The sequence below is a fragment of the Algoriphagus sediminis genome (genome assembly GCF_030403435.1).
Taxonomy (GTDB): Bacteria; Bacteroidota; Bacteroidia; order Cytophagales; family Cyclobacteriaceae; genus Algoriphagus; species Algoriphagus sediminis.
In genome coordinates, this window is record NZ_JAUEPH010000002.1 from 517,319 (window position 1) to 540,960 (window position 23,642).

Sequence of the window (23,642 nt, forward strand, 5' to 3'; positions counted from 1 at the left end):
TTGAGCGAGAAAATTTTACCCTCTAGGAAATTTTTAAACCAGCTATTTCATGAAAAAAATTCTAACTCTTTCAGTGTTTTTTTGGTCGATTTTTGCTTTTTCGGCGGATGCCCAGGAAGTTCAGAATCCTCCAACACAATCAGTTTATGTGGAGCTCGGGGGCGCAGGGTTACCCTATAGTTTCAATTATGATTTCAGGTTCGATAAAACGAGGCTAGACTCTTGGGGTATGCGTGTGGGAGTAGGGGGCTTTGCAACCAGCAATGAAAGCTTTTTCTCTATGCCGATCATGGTGAACAAGCTATACGGACGAGGACCTCACTATTTTGAAATGGGCTTTGGCTTCACATTTTTTGCCTTTGATCAGCAGTATGATGACTACTATTGCTATGATGGATTTATAGATCAGAATGGAAATTGGGTATGTACAGACACCAGTGGTCCATCTTACAGTTTTATTTTGGATGTGGATGGTTCTCCTAGTATTATGGGAACCTTGAATTTTGGATACAGGAGAATTCCTGTAGACGGAGGATTCACCTGGAAAGTGAATTTAAACCCGATTTTCAACAATAACGGTTTCTGGCCATTGTATGCCGGTGTAGGTTTTGGCTATGCATTCTAAATTAATACTTACCAGTTTTTTGACTCTTCTTTTCTTTTGTGCGGATGCTCAGGAAGAGACGGAGAGAGTGAGAAGCAAAGCCGTGTATGCTGAAATTTTTGGCAATGGTGGGCTTTACTCTTTTAATTACGATCAAAGATTTGATCAGCGCTTAGATGGTTTGGGTTTCAGGGCGGGTGCTTCCTTTATTGCTCTCGATGGCACTGGAGCAGCTACTTTTCCTTTTGGTTTAAATTACCTTCTCGGGAAGAATGGAAAATACTTTGAATTAGGGCTTGGAGCTACCTATGCGCTTGGCTTTGATAATACGAATACTCAGGCCAGGGGCAGCGATGAAACCATTGGAGATGGTTTGTTTGGCACCATGACTATAGGCTATAGACGAGAGCCTAAAGAAGGAGGCTTTCTTTTTAGAGTGGGTATGACTCCTTTGTTTGGATATGGTGTTTTTTGGCCATTGTACGGTGGATTAAGTTTTGGTTATGCCTTTTAGCCTTACAGGCCAAAGCCATAATCTCTTTCCACTAAACATATCCTTGTTTTGTAAGCCGAGTACCACTTTTCCCGACCATAATTTTGGGCCAATACATGATCCTGATGCTTTTTCCAATTTCGAATGTCTTCCAGACTTTCCCAATAACTTATGGTGACTCCTAATCCATCCCGTACACTCTCATGACCCAGGTAGCCCTTTTGTTGAGAAGCTAGTTCAATCATGGCTTCTGCCATTTCGGAATATCCCTCATCAACATCTGTACGGATATTTGAAAAAATTACGGCATAATATGGGGTTTCGGGTGTTTTGGCGATCATGTTTTCTGAAGATAGGGTAGGTATTCCATATACTTGGCAGTCTCCTCTGCAAGGTCCTTTCCGAAGGTAGCTTCAAGTAAGAAAAAAGATAAATCAATACCGGCAGAGATACCGGCGGATGTATAAATGGTATCACTGGCAGGAACAAACCTCAAATTTGGCTGCGGATCTCCTGATGGTTCTATTTCAGCCATACTGCCGTAAACGCTATGATGGGTGCAATATTTTTTGTCTTTGAGGTAACCTAAGACGCCAAGCATCCTTGATCCGGAACAGACACTCATGGTCCATTTAGATTGCTTAATAAGAAGATCGAGCTTGGATAGACTATCAATTTCTTTGATCACCTCATTACTGCCCTGACCTCCGGGAATAACAAGGAAGTCTACCTTGTCAAGTTTAAAAAGATCGCTGTCTGGATTTACCGAAAGACCATTTACAGCTTTGATGGTTCTTCCTTCGTCAGAAAATGTGAATACTTCGAACTCTTCATAACGACTAAGTTGAGCCGCAACAGAGAACACCTCAAATGGTCCGGCAAAGTCCAAAACCTCAACATCATCAAACAAATAAATTCCGACTCTTTTCATGAGTCCAATATGAGTAAATCCTTTTCCATTTTCAATCTCTAATTTTAACAGTCATTAACATTACGCATACATAAAAATGTAATTGATAAAAATCAAATAAGCTAATCCACTAGTAACCAGCTGAAAATCCTTCCGTATATTTGTATGCAAGACGATTAAACGAGTCTTCACTTAAGGAAGATTATTCTGAATAGGGGTTGTTTGATTCATATATCAGAATAAAGTTTTGAAAGTGGCGAAAGATAGATGCATATCAAGGAGTTTAAAGTTTAGTGTTCTAATAATTGATGATAGGTTTCCTTAAACCTGAAGTAGGTCTTTCAGATTTCTTCAAATTAAGGAGTTTGAGAAAAGTTGTTCTCATCACCCTTAGCCCCGAGTAATCGGGGCTTTTTTTTGTTTAAACTGTTAGACGCACTAATGAAAATCGTCAGAAAGGAAATTTTAAAAGATCATAGTTGCCATCCTTCTGAATAAGCACATATGTTTTATTAATTTGGTCGCTTCAGCATTATGAAGCAACAGAGTGAAATTCCCAAGGACGGTTTCGCAGGATTTAAGCAAAATATCCTAGCGGATTCCACAGCAGGGTTTGTCGTTTTTTTATTGGCTATGCCTTTGAGCTTGGGAATAGCAAAAGCCTCTGAATTTCCCCCGATTATGGGGCTTGTCACCGCCATTGTCGGAGGTGTTATAGTTAGTTTTTTGGCTGGATCAAAACTTACCATTAAAGGACCGGCTGCTGGTTTGATCGTGGTAGTAGCAGGCTCTGTCACTGCTTTTGGGGGAGGTTTGGAAGGGTGGAAACTAGCACTGGGTGCAATGGTAGTAGCAGGTTTGGTTCAAATTCTTTTTGGTTTGCTCAAGTTGGGAAGCTTTGCAGATGTGTTTCCACTTTCAGCAGTGCATGGAATGTTAGCCGCGATAGGGTTGATCATTATCATTAAGCAATTACCTGTCCTTTTGAACCTTGAACCTGAGATTTACGAAGGTCAGGGAATCGTTGAAATGCTTATAAATATTCCATCCTTCATTTTGAACCTTGATCCCGAGGGTACTTTTGTTGGGATGATTAGTCTTGTCATAATGCTAGTTTGGAAAAAGATTCCTGTGTCTTTTCTTGCGAAAATCCCATCACCTTTGGTGGTTTTGCTAATTGTCATACCTATCCAATTGGGCTTTGATTTCAGAGAAACTGAAGGGCCTTTTGCCCTGCTGAAAGTTGGAAATTTAGCCAATAGCCTTCAGTTCAATGCGGATTTGACAGGTATGACGAATACGGGAATATTCATCAAGTATGTGATCATGTTTGCACTGGTAGGCTCTCTTGAATCTTTGTTGACGGTAAAAGCCGTAGATCATATCGATCCCTATAAACGAAGATCAAACAACAATAAGGATCTTGTAGGAATTGGCATTGGTAATGTTATCTGCGCTTGTCTTGGTGGATTACCTATGATTTCTGAGGTGGCAAGAAGCTCAGCAAACGTCTCGAATGGAGCACAAACCAGATGGGCAAATTTTTTCCATGGTCTTTTCATATTGGTTTTTGTCTTGGTGGCAGCTCCAGTCATCGAAATGATACCCAATGCGGCCCTGGCAGCCATGTTAATTGCTGTGGGGATTAAGCTCGCGCACCCTTCAGAGTTTGTGAAAACTTATCGAATTGGATGGGATCAGCTTGTAATCTTTATCACTACCATCATTGTAACTTTAGCTCAAGATTTACTCCTTGGCATAGCCGCGGGAATTGGGGTTAAAATATTTATCCACGTCTACAATGGAGTGCCTCTACATTCCTTTTTCAAAGCGGACTTTGAAAAAAAGAAAGAGAATTCTGGTCATAGCTTTTTAATCCGAAAGGCGGCTATTTTTTCAAATTTCTTACCCATAAAAAAGGCCCTCGAAAGTATAGAACAAGGAGAGATTATTTCAATTGACCTGAGTCAAACCAAATTGGTTGATCACTCAGTGATGGATTCACTTCGGATTTTTCAGGAAAATTATGAGAGACTTGGGGGGAAGGTAAATATTATCGGTTTGGAACATCATATTCCATTTTCAAAACACCCTTTAGCTGGACGCAAAGTCTAAGCCTGAAACCGCATCCATAGGCAATCCTGAAAATCGGTAAGCATATGAAAAAGTAGACCCACAGCCGCTATTCTGGTTTTTTTTGGCCAAAGCAAAACGAAATAAACTCCTATAGCATAATAGGAGTGGAGGGGATGAAAACCTATGCCACATCGATTTGGGTCAAATATCGGGTCGGCGAGAAGGTGATCTAAATCGACCAACATAGTTAGAAGCATGATCACATATGCTTTCTTCCAATTTTTTTTGAAGAAAACATACGCGATCAGTCCAGGAGCCAGTAGATGCAAAGAATAATGGACAAAGGTCTGTAGAATGGGTAAAATCTCTTCCATTAGAGTCAGGCAGAAATATCTTTTTTTTCATTAAAATGAATTCCATTTTGGTTTCATATACACTAAATCAATCTATTGCGTTTAGCACCTTTTCTACTAGTTCCGCTTTGTCGGCATTTGGGATCCAACGCGCCACGATGACAAGATCATTTTCAGGGTCCACATACACCATATTGGTTCCCGCACCTAGATGAAAAAAGGCTGTGCTCGGAGCTGCAGGAATTGCTTTTTTGTCATTATTGAGAAAGTAATTCATAAAGCCATAGTCTGGTTGGGCGGGTGTTGGAGTTTTGGATTTTTCAATCCATTCCTCTGGAATTAATTGTTCCCCATTCCAATTGCCATTTCTTAAAGTGAGGTATCCAAATCTTGCCTGATCCCATGCATTAATCATCATGCCACCTCCCCAGTGTGAACCTCCTGAAACTGATTGTACAATCTGTCCATCCAGAATGACAAATGAGTTTTCATACCCAGTCCATCTCCAAGTGTCACTCGCCCCAATTGGGTCCATGATATGCTCTTTCAGGACCACCGGAAGAGGCTTTCTCCATACATTCATCACAGCCAGAGCAAGTACATTTACTCTTGTGTCATTGTATTCATATACTGAGCCGGGTTCATTTTGAGGTCGGGCTCTTTTCTCCGCCACACCTTCTCTTGGGCGATCTGCCCAATCAGGCTTACCCCAAAGACTCCCTTCCCAATCAGAAGTTTGACGTAGCAAATCATCCCACCTAATTTTTCTATTGTGTTCTGTATCAAACAACTCAAAAACATCATCCTCATAAACATGGTCTGCTTTGTCCATGATTAGTTTAGCGGGCTGATATGGGTAAATCGGCGCCATGTAAGGGTAAACCAAATCCATTTCGTCTTTAATTAAACCTTCTCTCCAGGCAAGACCTGTGGTAGTGGAAAGGAAGCTTTTTGCTACGCTAAAGGTTAGGTCCACCCGATCAGGATCTCCCCATTGGCCTACCAGTTTGCCTTTATAAATAATCAAACCTGTAGCTTGACCTCTCGTTTTCATCGGTCCAATTGGATATCCGAAAGGTTCTCTTCCAAACCCACTTTCATAGTGCGCCACCTTGAGATTCGGGTTGGCATCGCTTTCATGAGCTATCGCAAAGTCAATGGCTTCCTGAAGCAAGGTTTCATTCATTCCTATTTCGGATGGATTAGCTTTATCCCAATTTCCTTTTTCCGGGAAGTAAGTTTGTGCTTCTAGCAAGAAGCAACTCAAAACAGAAAGTGTCAGAAGGATGAATTTTCTCATAAGATTGAAATTTTGAGCAGTTTAGTATTTTTTAGATTTTTAAATTTACCGTACGTCAAAAGCTTTGGTGAAATCCCAAAACTCTTTGCTTTTATGGTAGTTCATTTTTCATACCTAGACCAAAGTAGAAAAGCATTTATTTATGGAAGAAACAAAGATTTATATCATTGGAGCAGGATTATCCGGATTAGTTAGCGCTTTGGAATTAGAAAAGGCCGGCTATTCTCCAATAATTCTCGAAGCCTCAGATCGAATAGGAGGAAGAGTTAAGACGGATGTTTTGAAGGGTTTCAGAATGGATCACGGTTTTCAGGTGCTCCTCACGGCCTATCCCGAGACTCAGAAATATCTTGATTATTCTGCTTTGAACTTGAAGCTTTTTTCTCCAGGTGCGGTGATTTTCGGTGAAAATGAGTCATACATCATTTCTGATCCTCTTCGTAATCCACTGAAAATAGTGTCCATGGCTTTTTCGAAAGTTGGCACTTTCCTGGATAAGGTCAAAATGTTTAGCCTTACTCAGGATTTGAAAAAGAAATCCGAGGCTGAAATTTTCGCTTCAGAGTCAAAGCCTACGCTGCAGTATCTTCAGGAATATGGCTTTTCACCCCAAATTATTGAAAACTTCTTTCTGCCATTTTTTAGAGGAATTTTTTTAGAGCCTCATTTAAATACTTCTTCCAGAATGTTTGAGTTTGTTTTCAAGATGTTTTCAATTGGGCATGCCGCGATTCCGGCTAAAGGAATGGGAGAGATTCCCGAAATGCTAAGGAAACAATTGTCAAAAACGCAGATTTTCTTTGATTCTCCTGTAGATGAAGTCAAAGGGACCGAGATTTATTTAAAGGATGGCTCCTCCCTTGAAGCGGATAAAGTGATAATCGCTACTCAACCGGATAAGGTAATGCCTCAGCTTCAGGGCCAATTTGCGGAACCTCAAAGGGTGACAAATCTTTATTTTTCTACACAAAAATCTTTTATCGCCAGGCCCATGATTGGGTTAATTCCAGGTACTAAGGGTTTGATAAATAATATAGTTTACATGAGCGATGTTTCTTCAGAATATTCCTCCGAAGGCAGAGCATTGCTTTCAGTGACCGTATTGGATCATGATTATTCTGGAGATGAGTTGGTTAAGAAAGTGCAAGCTGAACTTGAAAGGATTTCCAGGGTCAAAGCAGAGTATTTTCATCATGAAAAAACCTATGAAATAGGTTATGCTCTTCCCAAACTGGAAGACCTGAAATATGAAATTCCACCCACAGAAGCAAAGATCGTTGATAATGTATATCTCGCCGGAGATTTCCTTCTTAATGGCTCAATAAATGCTTCAATGACCTCTGGCAGAATTGCTGCTCAGGCGGTGATAGGAAGTTTAATGCCGGTTCATTAACCTAATCAAAACTCACTTGACCCGCAACCCACTGAAGGTTGTCAAGAAAAAAACGGAGGAGATCAGGATTGTCATAGCTTTGCGCGTTGTGGGAGGGGGCACAATACATCACCCTTCCATTACCTTGCTCCCGAATCCAGGCCGCTGGAGTCACACCTTCGGTTAATTCCTGTCCTTCTCTTTGGGACTTGATTGAGGCATTTTCGAAATGCAGCAATGAAGTAAAATCACCCTTTGAAAAGGCCCCATTATAGAAATAAGGCTCATCAATATGTTTAAATCCTTCAGCAGGAAATGCTTGTACTAATGGGTGATTTGGGTTGGAAAGCCTGATTTGAATTTCTTGCTGGGGGGGATGATAATCAAAGCTTGCTCCGAGTAATTCACTGAATTTTTCAGATTGGTTGAGAGTGGTGATCCCGCCATGAAGAACCATGAGCCCTCCACCTTGCTCTACATATTGGATGAGATTATTCTCCAGTTCTACAGCTTTTGACATCAAGGAAGCGGAGTCTCCATTCGAATTTCTTTTAAGCTGATCCCAAAAAAGGTTTCTGTAATCTCTCTCAGAACAGGTATTGTTCAGTACGATGGCATCGTAAGATTTAAGGTTTTCCAGTTCAAAGACCCTGATGTCCACTGAGCGTTCCACATCAAAAGCACCTGATTTTTCTCCCAAAACTCTCACAACCTCCTCAGTATGTGGGATCACCCAATGCTCGAAACCTGTAAAGAGGGAAAATACCAGCACCCGACCTTTTTTCTCCCAGTCAAAGGAAGTCTCTTCCGGAGCCAAAAATTCAATTTTTCCTTTCCAGGTTCTGTCAAATGGCACTTCCTCCAGGCTTTGGGTGAAGCCCTGAAAAATCAAAGCAAAGAGAAAAAGAAACGTGAGTTTATACTTCATAGGTTTTGGATTAGCGGTTCGTCAATCTTTAGGATATTTCGATATATTTCATTTTGACTACCTAATTAGCTGAAATTATCATGTCTTACAAAAAAATCATTTGTCTTTGTATAGCTTTTTCATTGGGGGCGCACGTTGCCTTTGGGCAGCTTTCGGGGCTTACCAAGACGTCTAAAGGATATGATTTTTCTCTAAATGGTAAGGTGGTCTTGAGTTATCAAACTGAAAAAGAACCTGTACCGGAAGGGGTGGATGATGTCTTCAGTAAATCGGGGTTTATCCATCCTTTAAAATCTCCCTCAGGACAAATTCTTACCCGAATTCAGCCTAGTGATCATTATCATCATTATGGTATTTGGGGACCGTATACCCGCGCGACGATAGATGGGAGAGAGGTGGATTTTTGGAATATTGGAGATAGAAAGGGCAGAGTGGAATTTGCTCATGTCATCTCGGAGAAGGTGGCTGGTGGAGCAGCGGAGCTTAATGTAAGACAACATCACTTTGATTTGAAAGCTGAGAAGTCTAAGCAAATAGCCATCAAAGAAGATCTAAGAATAAAAGTTAAGCCTGCTGACGATAACCGATACTTGGTAGATTATACCACTACCATTTTCACAGAGCTGGATGAGGGAATTCTCTTGGATGATTATCGCTATGGTGGAGGTTTAGGTTTTCGAGCCACGGAAATCTGGGGGAGAGACAATAGTACCATTTTGACTTCTGAGGGGGATATCCGGAAAACGGCGGATGGGAAAAACGCTCGTTGGATAATCGTCAAAGGTGAGAGTAATAGCCCTGCAGGGCAAAGCGGTATTCTTTTTCTAAGTCATAATACCAACAGAGCCCACCCGGAGCCGATGCGGGTTTGGCCAGAGGATAATTATGATGGAAAAGGAAACGTATTTATTGAATTTTGTCCCATCCGACATGAATCCTGGATGATCCTTCCAAATAATAAATACACCCTCAAGTATAGGATGATAGTTTTCGATGGAGACTTAAGTCCAGAAGAAGCAGAAAACTATTGGAGAGATTTTGTAAAATAAATTGAGTAAGACCCAGAATGAGCAAAATGAAAAGAAGAAAGTTTTTGAAGAAAAGTGCCCTTACGGCAGGAATCATAGGATTCCCGACTATTGTTCCGGCATCTGTTTTTGGTAAAAATGCCCCGAGTAATAAAATTCAGATTGGTCAAATCGGATGTGGAAGAATAGCAAGGGATCATGACCTTCCTGGAGTTTGGCAGCATGATGTGGCACAAATTATCGCAGTCTCAGACTTGGATCGAAATAGAATGGCTGATGGTAAAGCTTGGGTAGATGGCTACTATGCTAAAAAGAACTCGAGCTCGTACAGCAATACAAAAATGTATGAGGATTATAAGGAGTTGATTTTAGATCCTGAAATTGATGCAGTGGTGATCAGCACTCCGGATCACTGGCATTCTCAACCAGCCATGGAAGCAGCCTACGCCGGAAAACACGTTTATCTTCAAAAGCCAACCTCATTAACCATTAAAGAGGGACAACAGCTGGTGGAGGCAGTAAAGAAGACAGGCGTAAAACTCCAACTTGGAACGCAACAGCGATCTAGTCCTCAATTCAGGATTGCTGCGGAATTAGTCCGGAATGGGCGAATCGGGAAACTTCACACAGTGAGAATAGGTCTTCCTGGGGACCCCTCTGGTCCAGAGGCTCCTGAAATGCCTGTTCCTGAAAACCTTAATTACGATGCATGGCTGGGTTCGACACCAGAAGTTCCATATACGGAAATAGGCGTTCATCCTCAAAAAGGGTATGGAAGACCTGGCTGGCTACGATTGGAGCAATATGGTGCCGGTATGATTACAGGTTGGGGGCAACATCACTTCGATTCTGCAGCATGGGGAATGGACACAGAGCTGACTGGTCCAAGATTTATTGAGGCAGTGGCTGAGTTCCCGAGGTCCGGTTTGTGGAATGTGCACGGGGACTTTATGGTCAAAGCGGAATATGAAAATGGGATTCGTATGCTCACGAGTGGAGGTTACCCAAATGGAATTCGTTATGAGGGCGAAGATGGTTGGATTTGGGTTTCCCGAGGAAATTATGTGGCATCTGCATCAGATCCCGTGGATCAGGCAAACAGCACGAAAGCATTGGATGCTTCTGATCCCAAGATTTTGAAATCTGAAATTGGGTCTAATGAAATTCACTTACAAAAATCAGATGAACATCATGGTAATTGGTTGGGGGCAATTCAAGGGGAGAACGAATTACTTTCTCCTGTGGAGATTGGTCACAGAGCCTGTTCCGTTTGTCTTGTAAGCCATATTGCAATGAAACTTGGTAGAAAGTTGGAATGGGATCCAAAAAGTGAAAAGTTCGTCAATGACCAAGAGGCTAATTCACATCTTGAGAGAGATCAGAGAGCTCCATATGGGACCAATTTTGTGAAGGCTTAGGATGAAGAAATCTTTTAATTTTGTTCTGATTTTAGCCCTCTTATTATCCTTTTGCACGAGCAAAAATTCTGAGACCAAAATCACATCAGATACAAAGCCGATGATAAAAATCATGACGCTTGATCCAGGACATTTTCATGCTGCATTGATTCATAAGGACATGTATAGTAATGTGGATTCAACTATTGAAGTTTTCGCATCTCCAGGGCCTGAATTGGATGATTATTTAGCTAGAATTGATGGGTATAATTCCCGTGAAGAAAACCCCACCTCCTGGAACATAGAATGGCATGAATCAGCTGATCCACTCAGCCAAATGGTTTCGATGTCCCCTGGAAATGTGATGGTGGTAGCAGGAAAAAATGATCGAAAGATCGACTATATCCTTGAAGCGGTCAAAGCTGGATTTCACGTTTACGCGGATAAGCCTCTGGTCCTTAATCCCGCGGGTTTTGAAAAACTCGAAGAAGCTTTGCGAATAGCAGATGAAAAAGGGCTGCTTTTATATGATATAATGACTGAGCGATTTGAGATTACTTCAATTCTACAGAAGGAGCTAACAAAGTATCCTGAGATTTTTGGAGAACAGGTGGCTGGATCAGCCGAAGACCCAGGAATCAGCAAAGAGTCTGTGCATCATTTTTCTAAAACCGTTTCAGGAAAGCCTTTAGTGCGGCCCGGATGGTTTTTCGATAGCTCGGTAGAGGGTGATGGATTAGTGGATGTGACCACGCATCTGGTGGATTTAATCCAATGGACCCTTGAGTCAGAGTCAGTTATAAATCGTACGGATATTGAAATGATTGATGCCAGGCTGTGGCCTACAGTTTTGAGTCCCGATGAGTTTAATCAAGTCACTGGGCTGGATACCTTAAAAACAAATTTGGCTGTGGATTGCAATGGAGAAATGCTCTATACACTTGGAGGAGTTTATGCCAAGGTCAAAGTGGCTTGGGACTTCAAAGCACCTCAAGGAGGAGGAGATACACATTTTAGTAAAATCCATGGTTCGAAAGCGAATTTGATTATTCGTCAAGGAACAGAGGAAAACTACGTTCCACAGCTTTATGTTGAACTTTTAGAGGATCAAGTTGATGATTTGAGGGAAGTAGTTGAAAATAGTCTTCAAACAAATTTTACTGGCCTTTCAATGATCCAAATGGAAGGCAACACCTATCAAATAAAAATCCCGGAAATTTACAGAAAGGGGCATGAAGCCCATTTTGCACAGGTGACAGAAAAGTTTCTGGAATATTTTGAGGCTGGGGATTTACCTAATTGGGAGAAGAGTTTTTTGGATGTAAAATATTTCACTACCACTGAAGCAAGCAGAATGGCGAGGGTGAAATGAACCGAACGCCTTGTTTCCTGTTCTTAACATGTAACCGACATGGAAACATCTACTCAAAACCAGAAAAAATTAACAGTTGCCATAGCAGGTGCTTCCGGTTATATAGGTCGCTGGTTCATTCATCATTTTCATGAAAAGTATAATCTGATCGGCCTGAGCCGAAAGGAAGTAAAGTATAATCCCAACCCAAATGTGGAATGGAGGCAGGTTGAATTGTATTCCATTTCATCCACTACAGAGGCCTTGAGAGGTGTGGATGTGGCGATTTATCTTATTCATTCCATGAATTCCAGCACCCGACTGAATCAGGGGAGTTTTGAGGACACCGATTTACTTCTGGCAGATAATTTTAGCCGGGCAGCATCTTTGACTGGGGTTCAACAGATCGTTTATCTGGGCGGGTTATTGCCAGACGAAGATGAGAGCCAGTTATCAAGACATCTCAAGAGTCGCCTTGAAGTGGAGAGAACGTTAGGTTCAAGAAAGGCCAAATTGACCGCTCTGAGGGCATCTATTATCGTAGGGCCAGGAGGATCATCTTTCGATATGATCAAAAATCTGGTGAAAAACCTTCCGGTCCTGATGTGTCCAAAATGGACCGAGTCTCTTACACAGCCTATATCATTGAGAGATACTTTGACCATTATGGACGTCTGTATAGGTAATTCAAAGGCCTATGATAGGCCAATTGAAATTGGAGGAAATGATATTTTGCCCTACCGGGAAATGCTGGAAAAAACAGCTGAAGCCATGGGAAAACCAAGGCTTGTTTTTTCAGTCCCTGTTTTTTCTTTAGGCCTATCAAAGTTTTGGGTGGGGCTTTTTGGAGAAGGGCCGCCACAGTTGGTTTATCCCTTGGTAGAAAGTCTTCGGCACACTTTAGTAGTTTCTGAAGATAAAAAGTTTGACCTCTTGGAGATCGATTATTTGGATTTTGTTTCCTCTGTGAAAATAGCTTTGAACTCAGAGGAAGAACCTCAGCTACCAGAATTTATCCAAAATCCGGGGGTAAGAAATACGGTGAGAAGTATTCAGCGTATGGAGAATATTAATAAACACACCGCCACATGGGTGGCAAACCGCTATAACATTTGGTTACCTACTTTTTTTAGCTTTTTGATTAAAGGGAAAAGTAAAGAGACTGGAGAAATCAATTTTCATCTTTTATGGGGTAAAAAGCCTATGCTTCAATTGACTATGATTCCTGATCGAAGCGATCAAGACCGTCAGCTTTTTTATATATCCGGCGGATGGCTCGTTAAGAGATTTGATTATGGCTGGCTTGAATTTAGGGGAGTTTTGGATGGGAAATACATCATTTCTGCCATCCATGAATTTGTTCCTCGACTTCCGTGGTTTGTGTATGTAAATACCCAGGCGAGAATCCACCTTTGGGTTATGAACCGTTTCAAAAAATATTTGAATACAAAAGGGGTAGACTGAACCCAAGGGCTTTTGTATATTCAACTTCCAAACGTTTAAACTTCAAATGAAAAATCTAAAATTTCAAAATGGTGACGAGATGCCAATTCTAGGCCTTGGAACTTGGAAAAGTAAACCTGGTGAAGTAAAAAAAGCCGTTTATTGGGCGATTGAGGCAGGGTACAGACATCTCGATTGTGCCAGAATCTACCAAAATGAGAAGGAAGTTGGAGAAGGAATCGATCAGGCCATTCGGGAGGGATTAGTGAAAAGAGAAGAGCTTTTTGTTACTTCTAAACTTTGGAATAATGCTCATAAAAAGTCGCATGTTCGACCAGCAATAGAGCAAACTTTAAATGATCTAGGACTCGACTATCTAGATTTATATTTAGTGCATTGGCCTCTTGCTTTTGGCTCAGGAGTGACCTTCGCAAAAGAAAGAGAAGACTTCTTGACTTATGAGGAGGCTCCGTTAACAGAGACTTGGCAAGCAATGCAAGAGGTTAAAAAAGAAGGACTAACCAAGCACATTGGGGTCTCTAACTTTAACCAAAAAAAGCTGAAGGAGATTTTTGATGCCGACGGCCAAAAGCCTGAAATGAACCAAATTGAAATGCATCCTTTCTTGCCTCAGAAGGAATTGGTGAATTTTTGCAAGTCAAATGGAATTCTGATGACAGCTTATTCTCCCTTAGGTTCGGGAGACTCAAGAACAGCTGCTCATGAAAATGATCCGGTTTTGCTTAAAAATGAAACCGTTTTGGAAATTGGGGAAAAGCATGGAGCCAGTGCAGGTCAGGTTCTAATAGCTTGGTCAATTGCTCGGGATATCGCCGTAATTCCAAAGAGCGCAAATAAAAGTCGGATCAAGGAAAACTTTGATTCATCAAAAATAAATCTAGACAGTGAGGACTTAAAAAATCTAGATAATATTGGAATTTCTCACCGTTTCGTTGACGGCACATTCTTTACCGGAGAAAACAGTCCTTATACTTTGAAGGATCTATGGGATTGACTTAAAATCAGGTGTTTAGAGATATTGACTTAGTCTTCTACTTCAAGTTCTTCAAGTATTTCTGAAAGTTCGTCAAAATCCTTTAAGCCTACCTTAATCTCATCACCACCTGTAAGGGTAATTCCTTTAATTGGCATTTCCTGGAGCAGCCTATGCACATTTGATGAGGCGATACCTGAACCAAGAAGTACTTCGCATTTTTCAGCCAAACTTCTTACTATCTCTATTTCTCTTTCCGTTAACTTTTCATTTTTGGAAGTGATATGAAGTAGAATTCCACGAGCTTTTAGGTCTTCCGCCAGCTCTAGTTTTACGGACTTTACATTAGTGATGTCCTGCTTATAAATGCATTCATATCCTTCTTTGCGAAGCGCATGTAAAGGATCTAGGCGGGTATGTTCTACCCATTTTGTGTTGTACTCTTTTATTACCTCCTTAACCTCTTCAATTGGTTCTTCTTTAAATTCTGCTACGAAGTCTACACCCGATAGCCATCCTGTGATTTCGTTGAATGTGGTTGGGGAAACAGGTTTTTCGGAGTTTGGTGAAACATCGAACCCAATGAGGTTTACATACATTCCTGCACAATACCGAGCATCAGTTAGGTTGTTGACAGAGTTAATTTTGACAAAAGTGGAGAGTGCCATAGATTTTCTTTGATGCAAAGGTAATCAGAGCGCCATTTTGTGAAAACCGAACGAGAATGATTTTGAAAAGAATTGACTTTTCTTTTGACTAAGTAGTATTTTTAGGAAAATCTTTGAATGAACAGACTTTTACTCATAAGCTTTCTGGCGATCTTTTTATTTTCCTGTGATCGGGAAATAGAAGATCCAATTCCTTTGGGGTTTGAATATCAGCCTTTGGAAGTTGGTCTGTTTTGGGTTTATGAGGTGAATCAAACAATCTATTTTGGGGAGAATGATTTTGAATCCGAGAGCTTTTTTTATCGGGATGAGGTCAGGACTTTTTTTCTGAATGAAGAAAGAGAAAGTGTTTTTGTTGTGGATCGATTCAAATCTATCGATCAATCCAATTGGGTAAGAGAATCGAGTTTTACCAGACACATTAAGGACTTTTCTTTCCTAGAAAACCGTCAAAACCAAATTTCGGTAAATTTAGTATTTCCTCCTTCTCAAGGAACTTCTTGGGACGCGAATATCTATACAAATCAAGCCAAGGATGATTTTGAGTACGTTTCTAGCATTTCTTTTGAGCAGGGTGAGCGGAGCGAAGCTGATTTGCTTAGGGTTCTTCAAAACGAAGACGATGATGAAATTACCTTTAGGGACAACAGGTACGAGATTTATGCCCGAGACATAGGTTTAGTGGAAAAATACTTTGAAGTTGTAACTTACTGCTCTAGAAATGATTGTCTTGGAGATCAATTGATCGATTCAGGTAAAATATCATTTATGAAATTGGTAGATTATGGACGTGAGTAAGAAGTTTGGTTGGTTGATGGTAATTCTGCTTTGGGCCTTTTCGGCCAAAGCTCAGGATAGATACGCCGTCTTCTACAAGTACAAGCCTCAGGAAGAATTTTCCTTATCTAATCCATCTCAGTATTTAACCCAGAAGGCACTGGACCGTAGATCGAAAGAGGGCGTACAAATTGATAGTCTGGACCTACCTGTTTCAAACAAGTATATAAGCGAGGTAGAAATACTGAGTGAATACATCATCTTTAACTCTAAATGGTTTAATGCATCGGTTGCCGTTTTAAGTGAAAGTGCAGTCAAGGAGGTTTCAGAGCTTCCATTTGTGGAAAAAGTGGAATATGTAGCTCCTGGGTTCAGAGTCAATCCAAATGCCCGAATACGAGAAAAAGTATTGGCTAGCGTAACCAGGGAGACCTGTCTTTCTGAAAACAAGCGGATTTTAGATGAAGGGGAGAAGCCTTATTATTTTCAAAATGAGTTATTAGGCATTCCAGAAATGCATGATGAAGGATTTCGCGGAGAAGGGATCACCATAGCGGTAATGGATGCGGGTTTTCCAGCAGTTAACTCCCAATCCATTTTTTCACAGCTTTTTGACAACAACCAGTTAGTAGCGACCAGAGACTTTGTAAGACCTTGGATGGCAGATGTTTTTTTTGATAATCAGCATGGGACCAACGTTTTATCTCTTATAGCTTCAAATGACCCAGAAACCCTTCAGGCGGGCGCACCCGACGCCAATTATGTCCTGATCATTACAGAGGACGATGATACCGAATACAGAATAGAAGAATACACATGGGTAAGAGGAGCTGAGTATGCAGATAGCCTTGGAGTAGATATTATCCATAGCTCAGTTGGGTATTATGATTTTGATGACCCAAGCATGAATTACAGCTCTGAGGATATGGATGGAAAAACTGCTGTCATTACCCAAGGAGCACAGATAGCGTCTAGGAAGGGGATTTTGGTAGTGAATAGCTCGGGTAATTATGGTTCAGGTGAAAGCACCCTCGTCGCTCCTGCAGATGCACCTGATGTCCTTACAATAGGTGGAACTACAAGTGATCTCGTTGTCGCAGGATTCAGTAGTAGAGGTCCCACGGCAGATGGCAGGATGAAACCTGACCTCGCTACCTTTGCCTCTGGAGTAGCTTTGCTTAGGTCAAATGGAAGCCTGGGTTTTGCAAATGGAACTTCCTTTTCCGCACCGCAGGTGACAGCTTTGGCCGCAGGCCTGATGCAAGCAAGGCCTGATTGGTCCAGAGAGGAATTAGTAGAAAATCTTAAAAGAAGTGGGACTCAGTCTGATAATCCGGATAATTTGCTAGGTTTTGGTATACCTAATTTTTACCGGGCATACTACGGTGAAATCCTAGATGTAGTGGAGCAAGAGGAGATAGTTTGGAAAATTTATCCTAACCCTGCCAAAGGTGATGTGTTATCCATAATGGTTGGGAATGAGCTAAGTACTGAAGTTATTCTGACGGATATGAATGGCCGTCAAATCATCCAGACCGAGCTAAACAGAAATAGGGTAACAGAACCCTACATTTTGAGACTGAATGAGGTTAGTTCTGGTATTTATATTCTTCAGGCGATGGATGGAATACAGCCGAGAAGAACGAAGCTAATCAGAAATTAAAATCTATCACCCAACCGAAGCTTTATGTCCGTAAAAGTTGCTCCCTCTATTTTAGCAGCAGATTTTGCTAATCTTCAATCAGAGGTGCAAATGCTCAATCAATCAGAGGCTGATTTTATTCATGTGGATATCATGGATGGTATTTTTGTGCCCAATATTTCATTTGGAATTCCCGTGGTAGAAGCGATAAAAAGACATGCTGAGAAGCCCTTAGACGTGCATCTGATGATTCAGCACCCGGATCAGTATCTGCAAGCTTTTCGGGATGCCGGTGCCCAAATCATCAGTGTACATATTGAGGCTTGTCCTCACCTGCATAGGACTATTCAAGCCATACATTCTTTGGGTGCCAAAGCTGGTGTAGCTATAAATCCTCACACACCAGTGGAAGCCTTGTCTGAAATTCTTAAAGATATAGACCTAGTTTGTATGATGTCTGTGAACCCTGGTTTTGGCGGACAAAAGTTTATAGAAAACACCTACCATAAGGTCCGGAAATTAAAAGAGATGATACTTGATTCAGGATCTAGGGCTGAAATAGAAATTGACGGAGGAGTTAATTCTGAGAATGCTTCAAAGCTTATTGAATTAGGTGCGGATATTTTAGTTGCAGGAAGTTTTGTTTTCAAATCAAATAAGCCCTTAAAAACTATCAGTGAATTGAAAGGTTGAGTCTCTTTATCCGGTGGTCCTGCCATTTATCATAAAAAAATCTAAAAACCCTTTCTATCGTTGATTTTTAGGCCTTTTTGTTATTTCTTGTAAGGCTGAATCTTAAACTAACGATACTTATGAAAAAACTAATGCTTTTCGGAGCGCTCTTTGCCTTTGTCGGGTTGGCAAGTTACGCTCAAGAAGCAGCTGAGGCTGTAACTGACGAAGACCTTCAAAAATATGCGAATGTGGAGGTAATGACATCGAATTATGTAGATGCCAAAACTGAAGAGTTGCGGAACATGATCCTTAATAATGAAGTGATCGATGGTGGAGCCAGATACAATGAAATCAAGGCTGCATGGGGCGATGAGGCCAAAATGGCGGAAGCTAATGTTACAGAGGAAGAGAAAGCAGCATTTCAAGCAGTGAAGGACTTCCAGGATGCTCTTCAGGGAAGCGTTAAGGATTATAAGACTGAACTGATCATGGATGATGAAATTCTTGGTGCAGGAACCTATAATAAAGTTCTTGCCGCTACCAAGGATGATCCAGCAGTGAAGGAGAAATTAGACAAGATGATCGAGGAAATGAAATCTGCTCAGGCCGCAGAAACAGATAATGTGGCTGAGGAAGACGGTTCCGAAGGTTGATCTAAACTTAATGAATTTCGAAGCCTCCTTTTGGAGGCTTTTTTTTATTTTACACCATTCTGAAACAATCAACGTTACTCATTATATGAGATTGAAAGCATTCACCCATAGCATCTTTATTTTTTTTGTTTCAAGTATTTATAGCCTCTCTTTGGCTCAGGGGGAGGATATTTTTGGTATTTCTGATAAAGCCAAGGCTCCTAAAAGCGAGAGCAGTGTGGGTAATGCGTTTAGAAACATTTTGGAGAATTTTAGTTTCGAACTTTCTACAGGGGCAGCATTTCATCAATCTACAATGCCTTTTTACTCCGAAAATCCCTACGATTTCCCATTCTACCAGGTCCAGAATTTTGACAATATCCTTGAGCTTTCAGAAGAAACTCCAGTTGATTTGAAGTCAAGTGAATGGGCAATGCCAATTAATGCCGGACTAAGAATAAACCTTTTTAGTCTTTTGACTATAGGTGGGGGATATGGAATGGAATGGGGGAATTTCTCCAACCTTCGCGGCTCAGATCATGAGTTTAATTTTGAAGGAGCTAGTTATCAGGTGAGTAAGCTTTATGGGACGGTTGGACTGGTTTTGTATGATGCCAAGAGGAGACAGAGTTTTCTTAAATGGCAATACCGTCGCTATTCCACGAACAATCTTTACATGCAGTCAGAGCTCACGCAAAGAGCAAGACAGCGATACCCCTGGAGATTTTTATTGGAGGCAGAATTTGGTCAACTGAAGCTTCAATCGAGCATGGATCCCAATGTGACTGTTTCTGATGATCCGTATTTTGGTGTTGGTTTACGGATTGAAAGAGACTTTTCTGAGTACACCAAAATGTTCATTAAGGGTGGGGCTGAGTTCAGGTCTTTCCAATATGCCAACCCCAATCTTCCTGACATCCAAATGCTTGACCAAAATGTCTACGCTTTGCAAGTTGGTTTTGCTATACGCATCCCCGGGACCAAAAGATGTAAAGTCGGCGGATGCGGGGTAGTGATGAAGCATATGCATAATGGAATCGAATATAGAGGCAGTGGAATATTCAATTATCAAAACCGAAAAATAGGACAGTGGTATTGATTAATATTACCTGATTTTGTAATCGAATTCCCTTTTCAAAACCTTGGGCTTTTTACTATCTTGCGTCCTGATTTTAGACACCCAGATAGCGACTTATGGCCCAAGGCGAAAACGAGAATATCATACCCATTAATATTGAGGAGGAAATGCGGGGAGCTTACATCGATTATTCGATGTCAGTTATTGTTTCCAGAGCACTTCCAGATGTCCGAGACGGACTAAAGCCTGTTCACAGACGTATTCTTTATGGAATGCAGGAGCTGGGCGTTTTACATAACAAACCCTATAAAAAATCAGCCAGGATTGTCGGAGAGGTTTTGGGTAAATACCACCCTCATGGAGATTCAGCGGTTTATGATACTATGGTGAGAATGGCACAGCCATGGTCACTTAGATACCCCATGGTGGATGGCCAGGGTAACTTCGGATCCATTGATGGTGATAATCCTGCAGCAATGCGTTACACAGAGGCGCGACTTAAGCGTATTGCCGAAGAGCTCCTCACAGATATCAATAAAGATACCGTTGATTTTCAATTCAACTTCGATGATTCCCTGAAAGAACCTATCGTATTGCCTGCTAAAGTTCCCGCACTCCTTTTAAATGGTGCTTCTGGAATTGCGGTAGGTATGGCTACAAATATGGCCCCTCATAATCTTGGTGAGGTAATTGATGGAATTGTAGCTTATATTGACAACAAGGATATTACCATAGGTGAGCTGATGGAGCACATAAAAGCTCCTGATTTCCCTACTGGTGGGATCATATATGGTTATAACGGAGTAAAAAGTGCTTTTGAGACCGGCAGGGGTAGAGTGGTTGTTCGAGGAAAGGCTAATGTTGAAACCAAGGAAAATGGGAACAAGGAGATGATTATTATCACCGAGATTCCTTATATGGTTAACAAAGCCAGCATGGTTGAGAAAACCGCTCAACTAATTAATGAGAAAAAGATTGAAGGTATTTCAGCGATTCGGGACGAATCTGATAGATCCGGAATGCGAATCGTTTATGAATTAAAAAGAGATGCCATGCCTAGCGTGGTGCTGAATAACCTTTATAAACATACTCAACTTCAGACCTCTTTTTCAGTCAATAATGTAGCCCTAGTAAAAGGGCGGCCTCATACATTAAATCTTAAGGATTTAATCAGGCATTATGTAGATCACCGACATGAAGTGGTGGTTCGAAGAACTGAATATGAGCTAAAAGAGGCCGAAAAAAGGGCACATATTCTCCAAGGTTACCTTATTGCTTTGGATAATCTTGACGAGGTTATTACCCTAATCAGAAATTCTGCTGATCCGGAAACTGCGAGAAATGGTTTGATGGAGAAGTTTGAATTATCTGAAATTCAGGCAAGGGCTATTCTCGATATGAGACTTCAACGGCTCACTGGAATGGAGCGAGAAAAAATCGTTCAGGAGTACAAGGAAATCATGGCACTCATCGATGAGCTAAAGGATATTCTGGGTAATGAAGACCGTAGAATGGAAATCATCAAGACTGAACTTGGTGAGATGAGAGATCGTTATGCTGATGACCGAAGAACGGAAATTGAGCATAATGCTGAGGATTTCAGTTACGAGGATATGATTCCAAATGAGGAAGTGGTGATCACCGTTTCTCACCAGGGATATGTGAAGCGAACGGCTTTGACAGAATACAGGACTCAAGGTCGCGGTGGGGTAGGTTCCAGAGGTGTGACCACCAAAGAGGATGACTTTACAGAGTATTTGTTTACTGCATCTACTCACAATTACCTTTTGATATTCACAGATAAGGGTAAATTATTCTGGCTGAAGACTTATGCCATCCCAGAAGGCTCTAAAACTTCCAAAGGAAGACCAATTCAAAACCTAATCAGCATTGAAAAGGATGATAAGATCAGGGCTATAATTCAGGTAGGTGACTTAAAGGATGAAGATTATTTGAATAATCACTTTCTCGTGATGGCCACCAAAAACGGGATAATTAAGAAAACCACTCTTGAGCAATATAGCCGTCCAAGAACCAATGGAATCATCGCGCTTAACATCCGGGAAGAAGATCAGCTTGTTAATGTGAAAATGACGAATGGCGATCAGCATATCGTCATTGCTGCAAATTCTGGACGGGCGATTCACTTCCATGAGTCAGCTGTAAGGCCCATGGGCCGTACCGCCACAGGTGTAAAAGCCATAACGTTAAATGATGAAAAAGATTTTGTCGTTGGCATGGTTTGTGCCTCCGAAGAGAATGCGACTTTGCTTGTAGTTTCTGAAAATGGCTATGGTAAACGTTCATTGCTGAGTGAATATAGAATCACCAATAGAGGAGGTAAAGGAGTCAAAGCGATGAATGTGACGGATAAAACCGGAAAACTTGTTGCCATAAAAGAAGTAGTGGATGCAGATGATTTGATGATCATTAATAAATCAGGTATTATCATTCGAATCTCTATGGATAACTTAAGAGTGATGGGTCGTGCCACTCAAGGCGTGAAATTGATTAGGCTTGCTGATGGAGATCAGATTTCATCAGTTGAAAAAATCTCCATTGAAGAAGATGAAGAAAGCGAAGTTGTCGAGAATGAGGACAACACCGAAGACATAAAAAATGAAAACCCAGACGTTTCAGAAGATGACTCTGAAGCTGAAGAAAAATAATAATCAACCAAAAAAAAACAGATAACAAACTAAGATGAAAAAGCTAATCTTAACACTTGCCCTAGTAGCTACTTCTGCTTTGGTATTTGGCCAAAAGAAGGTAGTAAGGGATGCTGAAAAGGACTATAAAAAGGGGGAGCTTGAATCTGCTCTTACCAATATTAATATGGCATTAGAAAATGCTGAGACCATGGATGATCCAGAAGTGATGCTCCTTAAGGCTCAGATCCAATTGAAAATGTTTGGAACTGATTCTACTAATACTATGGGAAATTTGGAAGTTGGAAAAGGTTCCTACGAGTCATTTGTATCAGCTTTTGAAAAAGGAGGTTCAGATAAGACGGATGGAGTAGGAGAGGATATCTATGCAGAAGATATGCTGGGAGTACCAGATAACCTAAGACCCTATTCTATCTTCACCCTAAAAAATACTGCATTTGATAAAGCAGTGGAGAGATACAACTCCGACGACTACGAGATGGCTTATGAGTTCTTTAACCTTGCCGGAGAAGTTGACCCTTCGGATACTACAGTACACTATAATGCGGGTTTCCTTGCAAATGATCTAGGAAGAACTGAAGACGCCAGAAAACACTTCAACATTCTTTTAGATATACCGGAGTACAACAAGCTTAATGCTTATTACAACCTTGTACAAATTGAAAGCGCAGAAGGAAACCCTGAAGCAGCATACGATATAGTTCAACAAGGTCGTGAGGATTATCCTAGTGACAAAGGGCTGGCTGAATACGAAATTCAACTTCTCCTTCAACTTGATAAACTAGATGAGGCGATGGCTTCAGTTAAGGAGGCTCTTAAGAATGATCCGGAAAATACAGGTATTCTTTTGAGATCTGGATACTTGAAGGAGCAGTCTGGAGATATAGAAGGTGCATTAGCAGACTATAAGAAGACTGTAGAAATTGACCCTGATTTTTATGAAGGAAATTACTATACAGGAGCCTTGATGGTAGATAGGTCTAGAGAGATCTTGGCAGAACTTAATAATCTTTCGGATGAGGAGTGGGAGAAAAGATCCGAGTCCATGGGCAAGGAGGCTAATCAGTATTATGAGGATGCAGTTCCTTACTTTGAGCGTGCTCTTGCTCAAAAACCAGAGGATACCAATACAATGATTGTTCTTTTCCAGATTCACACTCGATTGAAAAATGAGGCAGATGCTGAGAAATACAATGCAAAGCTGGTAGAGCTTCTTGGGCCAAATTGGATGGAAAACTAATTCAGAGAAATC

22 protein-coding genes are annotated in these 23,642 nt (G+C 41.1%); 16 read left to right on the forward strand and 6 right to left on the reverse strand.

Annotated features, from left to right (window positions below):
- The first annotated feature begins 49 nt into the window (after positions 1-49).
- The gene (locus QVH07_RS05430; protein ID WP_289999136.1) at positions 50-625 is read left to right on the forward strand and encodes a hypothetical protein; all 576 of its coding nucleotides are present in this window, start codon (positions 50-52) and stop codon (positions 623-625) included.
- 19 nt (positions 626-644) lie between these two features.
- Positions 645-1,118: a hypothetical protein gene (locus QVH07_RS05435; protein ID WP_289999137.1), complete on the forward strand. Its 474-nt coding sequence runs from the start codon at positions 645-647 to the stop codon at positions 1,116-1,118.
- A 2-nt stretch (positions 1,119-1,120) separates the two neighbouring features.
- Here the strand turns inward: QVH07_RS05435 and QVH07_RS05440 are convergent, their stop codons facing one another.
- Positions 1,121-1,438 (reverse strand): antibiotic biosynthesis monooxygenase family protein, encoded by a 318-nt coding sequence (locus tag QVH07_RS05440; protein ID WP_289999138.1) that lies wholly within the window; start codon positions 1,436-1,438, stop codon positions 1,121-1,123.
- Positions 1,435-2,028: a DJ-1/PfpI family protein gene (locus tag QVH07_RS05445; RefSeq protein WP_289999139.1), complete on the reverse strand. Its 594-nt coding sequence runs from the start codon at positions 2,026-2,028 to the stop codon at positions 1,435-1,437. Before QVH07_RS05445 ends, QVH07_RS05440 begins: the two co-directional genes overlap by 4 nt.
- A 513-nt stretch (positions 2,029-2,541) precedes the next feature.
- On the opposite strand from QVH07_RS05445, the gene QVH07_RS05450 reads away from it, so the two are divergent.
- Positions 2,542-4,122: a SulP family inorganic anion transporter gene (locus QVH07_RS05450; RefSeq protein WP_289999140.1), complete on the forward strand. Its 1,581-nt coding sequence runs from the start codon at positions 2,542-2,544 to the stop codon at positions 4,120-4,122.
- Here the strand turns inward: QVH07_RS05450 and QVH07_RS05455 are convergent.
- The gene (locus QVH07_RS05455) at positions 4,119-4,457 is read right to left on the reverse strand and encodes a DUF6122 family protein (RefSeq protein ID WP_289999141.1); all 339 of its coding nucleotides are present in this window, start codon (positions 4,455-4,457) and stop codon (positions 4,119-4,121) included. The genes QVH07_RS05450 and QVH07_RS05455 overlap by 4 nt on opposite strands.
- Before the next feature lie 67 nt (positions 4,458-4,524).
- On the reverse strand, positions 4,525-5,736 hold the full coding sequence (locus QVH07_RS05460) for a serine hydrolase domain-containing protein (protein ID WP_289999142.1): 1,212 nt from the start codon (positions 5,734-5,736) through the stop codon (positions 4,525-4,527).
- A gap of 142 nt (positions 5,737-5,878) precedes the next feature.
- On the opposite strand from QVH07_RS05460, the gene QVH07_RS05465 reads away from it, so the two are divergent.
- Positions 5,879-7,129 carry an NAD(P)/FAD-dependent oxidoreductase gene (locus QVH07_RS05465; protein ID WP_289999143.1) on the forward strand — a complete coding sequence of 417 codons (1,251 nt, stop codon included), beginning with the start codon at positions 5,879-5,881 and terminating at the stop codon, positions 7,127-7,129.
- A gap of 1 nt (position 7,130) precedes the next feature.
- On the opposite strand, the gene QVH07_RS05470 is transcribed toward QVH07_RS05465, so the two are convergent.
- Positions 7,131-8,036 (reverse strand): ThuA domain-containing protein, encoded by a 906-nt coding sequence (locus QVH07_RS05470; RefSeq protein WP_289999144.1) that lies wholly within the window; start codon positions 8,034-8,036, stop codon positions 7,131-7,133.
- An 80-nt stretch (positions 8,037-8,116) separates the two neighbouring features.
- On the opposite strand from QVH07_RS05470, the gene QVH07_RS05475 reads away from it, so the two are divergent.
- The 5 genes from QVH07_RS05475 (at position 8,117) to QVH07_RS05495 (ending at position 14,270) form a co-directional block, all read left to right on the forward strand.
- Positions 8,117-9,085 (forward strand): DUF6807 domain-containing protein, encoded by a 969-nt coding sequence (locus QVH07_RS05475; RefSeq protein ID WP_289999145.1) that lies wholly within the window; start codon positions 8,117-8,119, stop codon positions 9,083-9,085.
- Positions 9,086-9,111: 26 nt separating this feature from the next.
- Positions 9,112-10,482, forward strand: coding sequence for a Gfo/Idh/MocA family protein (locus QVH07_RS05480; protein ID WP_289999146.1), 1,371 nt, complete (start codon positions 9,112-9,114; stop codon positions 10,480-10,482).
- A gap of 100 nt (positions 10,483-10,582) precedes the next feature.
- Positions 10,583-11,833: a putative oxidoreductase C-terminal domain-containing protein gene (locus QVH07_RS05485; RefSeq protein WP_289999147.1), complete on the forward strand. Its 1,251-nt coding sequence runs from the start codon at positions 10,583-10,585 to the stop codon at positions 11,831-11,833.
- Between the two features lie 39 nt (positions 11,834-11,872).
- The gene (locus tag QVH07_RS05490; protein ID WP_289999148.1) at positions 11,873-13,276 is read left to right on the forward strand and encodes an NAD(P)H-binding protein; all 1,404 of its coding nucleotides are present in this window, start codon (positions 11,873-11,875) and stop codon (positions 13,274-13,276) included.
- Positions 13,277-13,322: 46 nt separating this feature from the next.
- Positions 13,323-14,270, forward strand: a complete 948-nt coding sequence (locus QVH07_RS05495) for an aldo/keto reductase (RefSeq protein WP_289999149.1) — start codon at positions 13,323-13,325, stop codon at positions 14,268-14,270.
- Positions 14,271-14,299: 29 nt separating this feature from the next.
- On the opposite strand, the gene trpF is transcribed toward QVH07_RS05495, so the two are convergent.
- Positions 14,300-14,917 carry a phosphoribosylanthranilate isomerase gene (gene trpF / locus QVH07_RS05500; RefSeq protein ID WP_289999150.1) on the reverse strand — a complete coding sequence of 206 codons (618 nt, stop codon included), beginning with the start codon at positions 14,915-14,917 and terminating at the stop codon, positions 14,300-14,302.
- A 117-nt stretch (positions 14,918-15,034) separates the two neighbouring features.
- On the opposite strand from trpF, the gene QVH07_RS05505 reads away from it, so the two are divergent.
- The 7 genes from QVH07_RS05505 (at position 15,035) to QVH07_RS05535 (ending at position 23,630) form a co-directional block, all read left to right on the forward strand.
- Positions 15,035-15,715 (forward strand): hypothetical protein, encoded by a 681-nt coding sequence (locus tag QVH07_RS05505; RefSeq protein WP_289999151.1) that lies wholly within the window; start codon positions 15,035-15,037, stop codon positions 15,713-15,715.
- The gene (locus tag QVH07_RS05510; protein ID WP_289999152.1) at positions 15,702-17,357 is read left to right on the forward strand and encodes a S8 family serine peptidase; all 1,656 of its coding nucleotides are present in this window, start codon (positions 15,702-15,704) and stop codon (positions 17,355-17,357) included. The genes QVH07_RS05505 and QVH07_RS05510 overlap by 14 nt, the downstream gene beginning before the upstream one ends.
- Before the next feature lie 24 nt (positions 17,358-17,381).
- Complete coding sequence (gene rpe, locus QVH07_RS05515) at positions 17,382-18,029, forward strand: ribulose-phosphate 3-epimerase (protein WP_289999153.1); 648 nt, start codon at positions 17,382-17,384, stop codon at positions 18,027-18,029.
- 119 nt (positions 18,030-18,148) lie between these two features.
- Positions 18,149-18,664, forward strand: a complete 516-nt coding sequence (locus QVH07_RS05520) for a hypothetical protein (protein ID WP_289999154.1) — start codon at positions 18,149-18,151, stop codon at positions 18,662-18,664.
- An 85-nt stretch (positions 18,665-18,749) separates the two neighbouring features.
- Positions 18,750-19,742, forward strand: a complete 993-nt coding sequence (locus QVH07_RS05525) for a hypothetical protein (RefSeq protein WP_289999155.1) — start codon at positions 18,750-18,752, stop codon at positions 19,740-19,742.
- 95 nt (positions 19,743-19,837) lie between these two features.
- Positions 19,838-22,390 (forward strand): DNA gyrase subunit A, encoded by a 2,553-nt coding sequence (gene gyrA, locus QVH07_RS05530; protein WP_289999156.1) that lies wholly within the window; start codon positions 19,838-19,840, stop codon positions 22,388-22,390.
- A gap of 34 nt (positions 22,391-22,424) precedes the next feature.
- Complete coding sequence (locus QVH07_RS05535) at positions 22,425-23,630, forward strand: tetratricopeptide repeat protein (RefSeq protein WP_289999157.1); 1,206 nt, start codon at positions 22,425-22,427, stop codon at positions 23,628-23,630.
- The last annotated feature ends 12 nt before the right edge of the window (positions 23,631-23,642 follow it).

Coding starts and splice junctions, on each gene's coding strand:
- QVH07_RS05430 (WP_289999136.1), top strand. CDS start 50: ATGAAAAAAATTCTAACTCTTTCAGTGTTTTTTTGGTCGATTTTTGCT.
- QVH07_RS05440 (WP_289999138.1), bottom strand. CDS start 1,438: ATGATCGCCAAAACACCCGAAACCCCATATTATGCCGTAATTTTTTCA.
- QVH07_RS05445 (WP_289999139.1), bottom strand. CDS start 2,028: ATGAAAAGAGTCGGAATTTATTTGTTTGATGATGTTGAGGTTTTGGAC.
- QVH07_RS05450 (WP_289999140.1), top strand. CDS start 2,542: ATGAAGCAACAGAGTGAAATTCCCAAGGACGGTTTCGCAGGATTTAAG.
- QVH07_RS05455 (WP_289999141.1), bottom strand. CDS start 4,457: ATGGAAGAGATTTTACCCATTCTACAGACCTTTGTCCATTATTCTTTG.
- QVH07_RS05460 (WP_289999142.1), bottom strand. CDS start 5,736: ATGAGAAAATTCATCCTTCTGACACTTTCTGTTTTGAGTTGCTTCTTG.
- QVH07_RS05465 (WP_289999143.1), top strand. CDS start 5,879: ATGGAAGAAACAAAGATTTATATCATTGGAGCAGGATTATCCGGATTA.
- QVH07_RS05470 (WP_289999144.1), bottom strand. CDS start 8,036: ATGAAGTATAAACTCACGTTTCTTTTTCTCTTTGCTTTGATTTTTCAG.
- QVH07_RS05475 (WP_289999145.1), top strand. CDS start 8,117: ATGTCTTACAAAAAAATCATTTGTCTTTGTATAGCTTTTTCATTGGGG.
- QVH07_RS05480 (WP_289999146.1), top strand. CDS start 9,112: ATGAAAAGAAGAAAGTTTTTGAAGAAAAGTGCCCTTACGGCAGGAATC.
- QVH07_RS05485 (WP_289999147.1), top strand. CDS start 10,583: ATGATAAAAATCATGACGCTTGATCCAGGACATTTTCATGCTGCATTG.
- QVH07_RS05490 (WP_289999148.1), top strand. CDS start 11,873: ATGGAAACATCTACTCAAAACCAGAAAAAATTAACAGTTGCCATAGCA.
- QVH07_RS05495 (WP_289999149.1), top strand. CDS start 13,323: ATGAAAAATCTAAAATTTCAAAATGGTGACGAGATGCCAATTCTAGGC.
- trpF (WP_289999150.1), bottom strand. CDS start 14,917: ATGGCACTCTCCACTTTTGTCAAAATTAACTCTGTCAACAACCTAACT.
- QVH07_RS05505 (WP_289999151.1), top strand. CDS start 15,035: ATGAACAGACTTTTACTCATAAGCTTTCTGGCGATCTTTTTATTTTCC.
- QVH07_RS05510 (WP_289999152.1), top strand. CDS start 15,702: ATGGACGTGAGTAAGAAGTTTGGTTGGTTGATGGTAATTCTGCTTTGG.
- rpe (WP_289999153.1), top strand. CDS start 17,382: ATGTCCGTAAAAGTTGCTCCCTCTATTTTAGCAGCAGATTTTGCTAAT.
- QVH07_RS05520 (WP_289999154.1), top strand. CDS start 18,149: ATGAAAAAACTAATGCTTTTCGGAGCGCTCTTTGCCTTTGTCGGGTTG.
- QVH07_RS05525 (WP_289999155.1), top strand. CDS start 18,750: ATGAGATTGAAAGCATTCACCCATAGCATCTTTATTTTTTTTGTTTCA.
- gyrA (WP_289999156.1), top strand. CDS start 19,838: ATGGCCCAAGGCGAAAACGAGAATATCATACCCATTAATATTGAGGAG.
- QVH07_RS05535 (WP_289999157.1), top strand. CDS start 22,425: ATGAAAAAGCTAATCTTAACACTTGCCCTAGTAGCTACTTCTGCTTTG.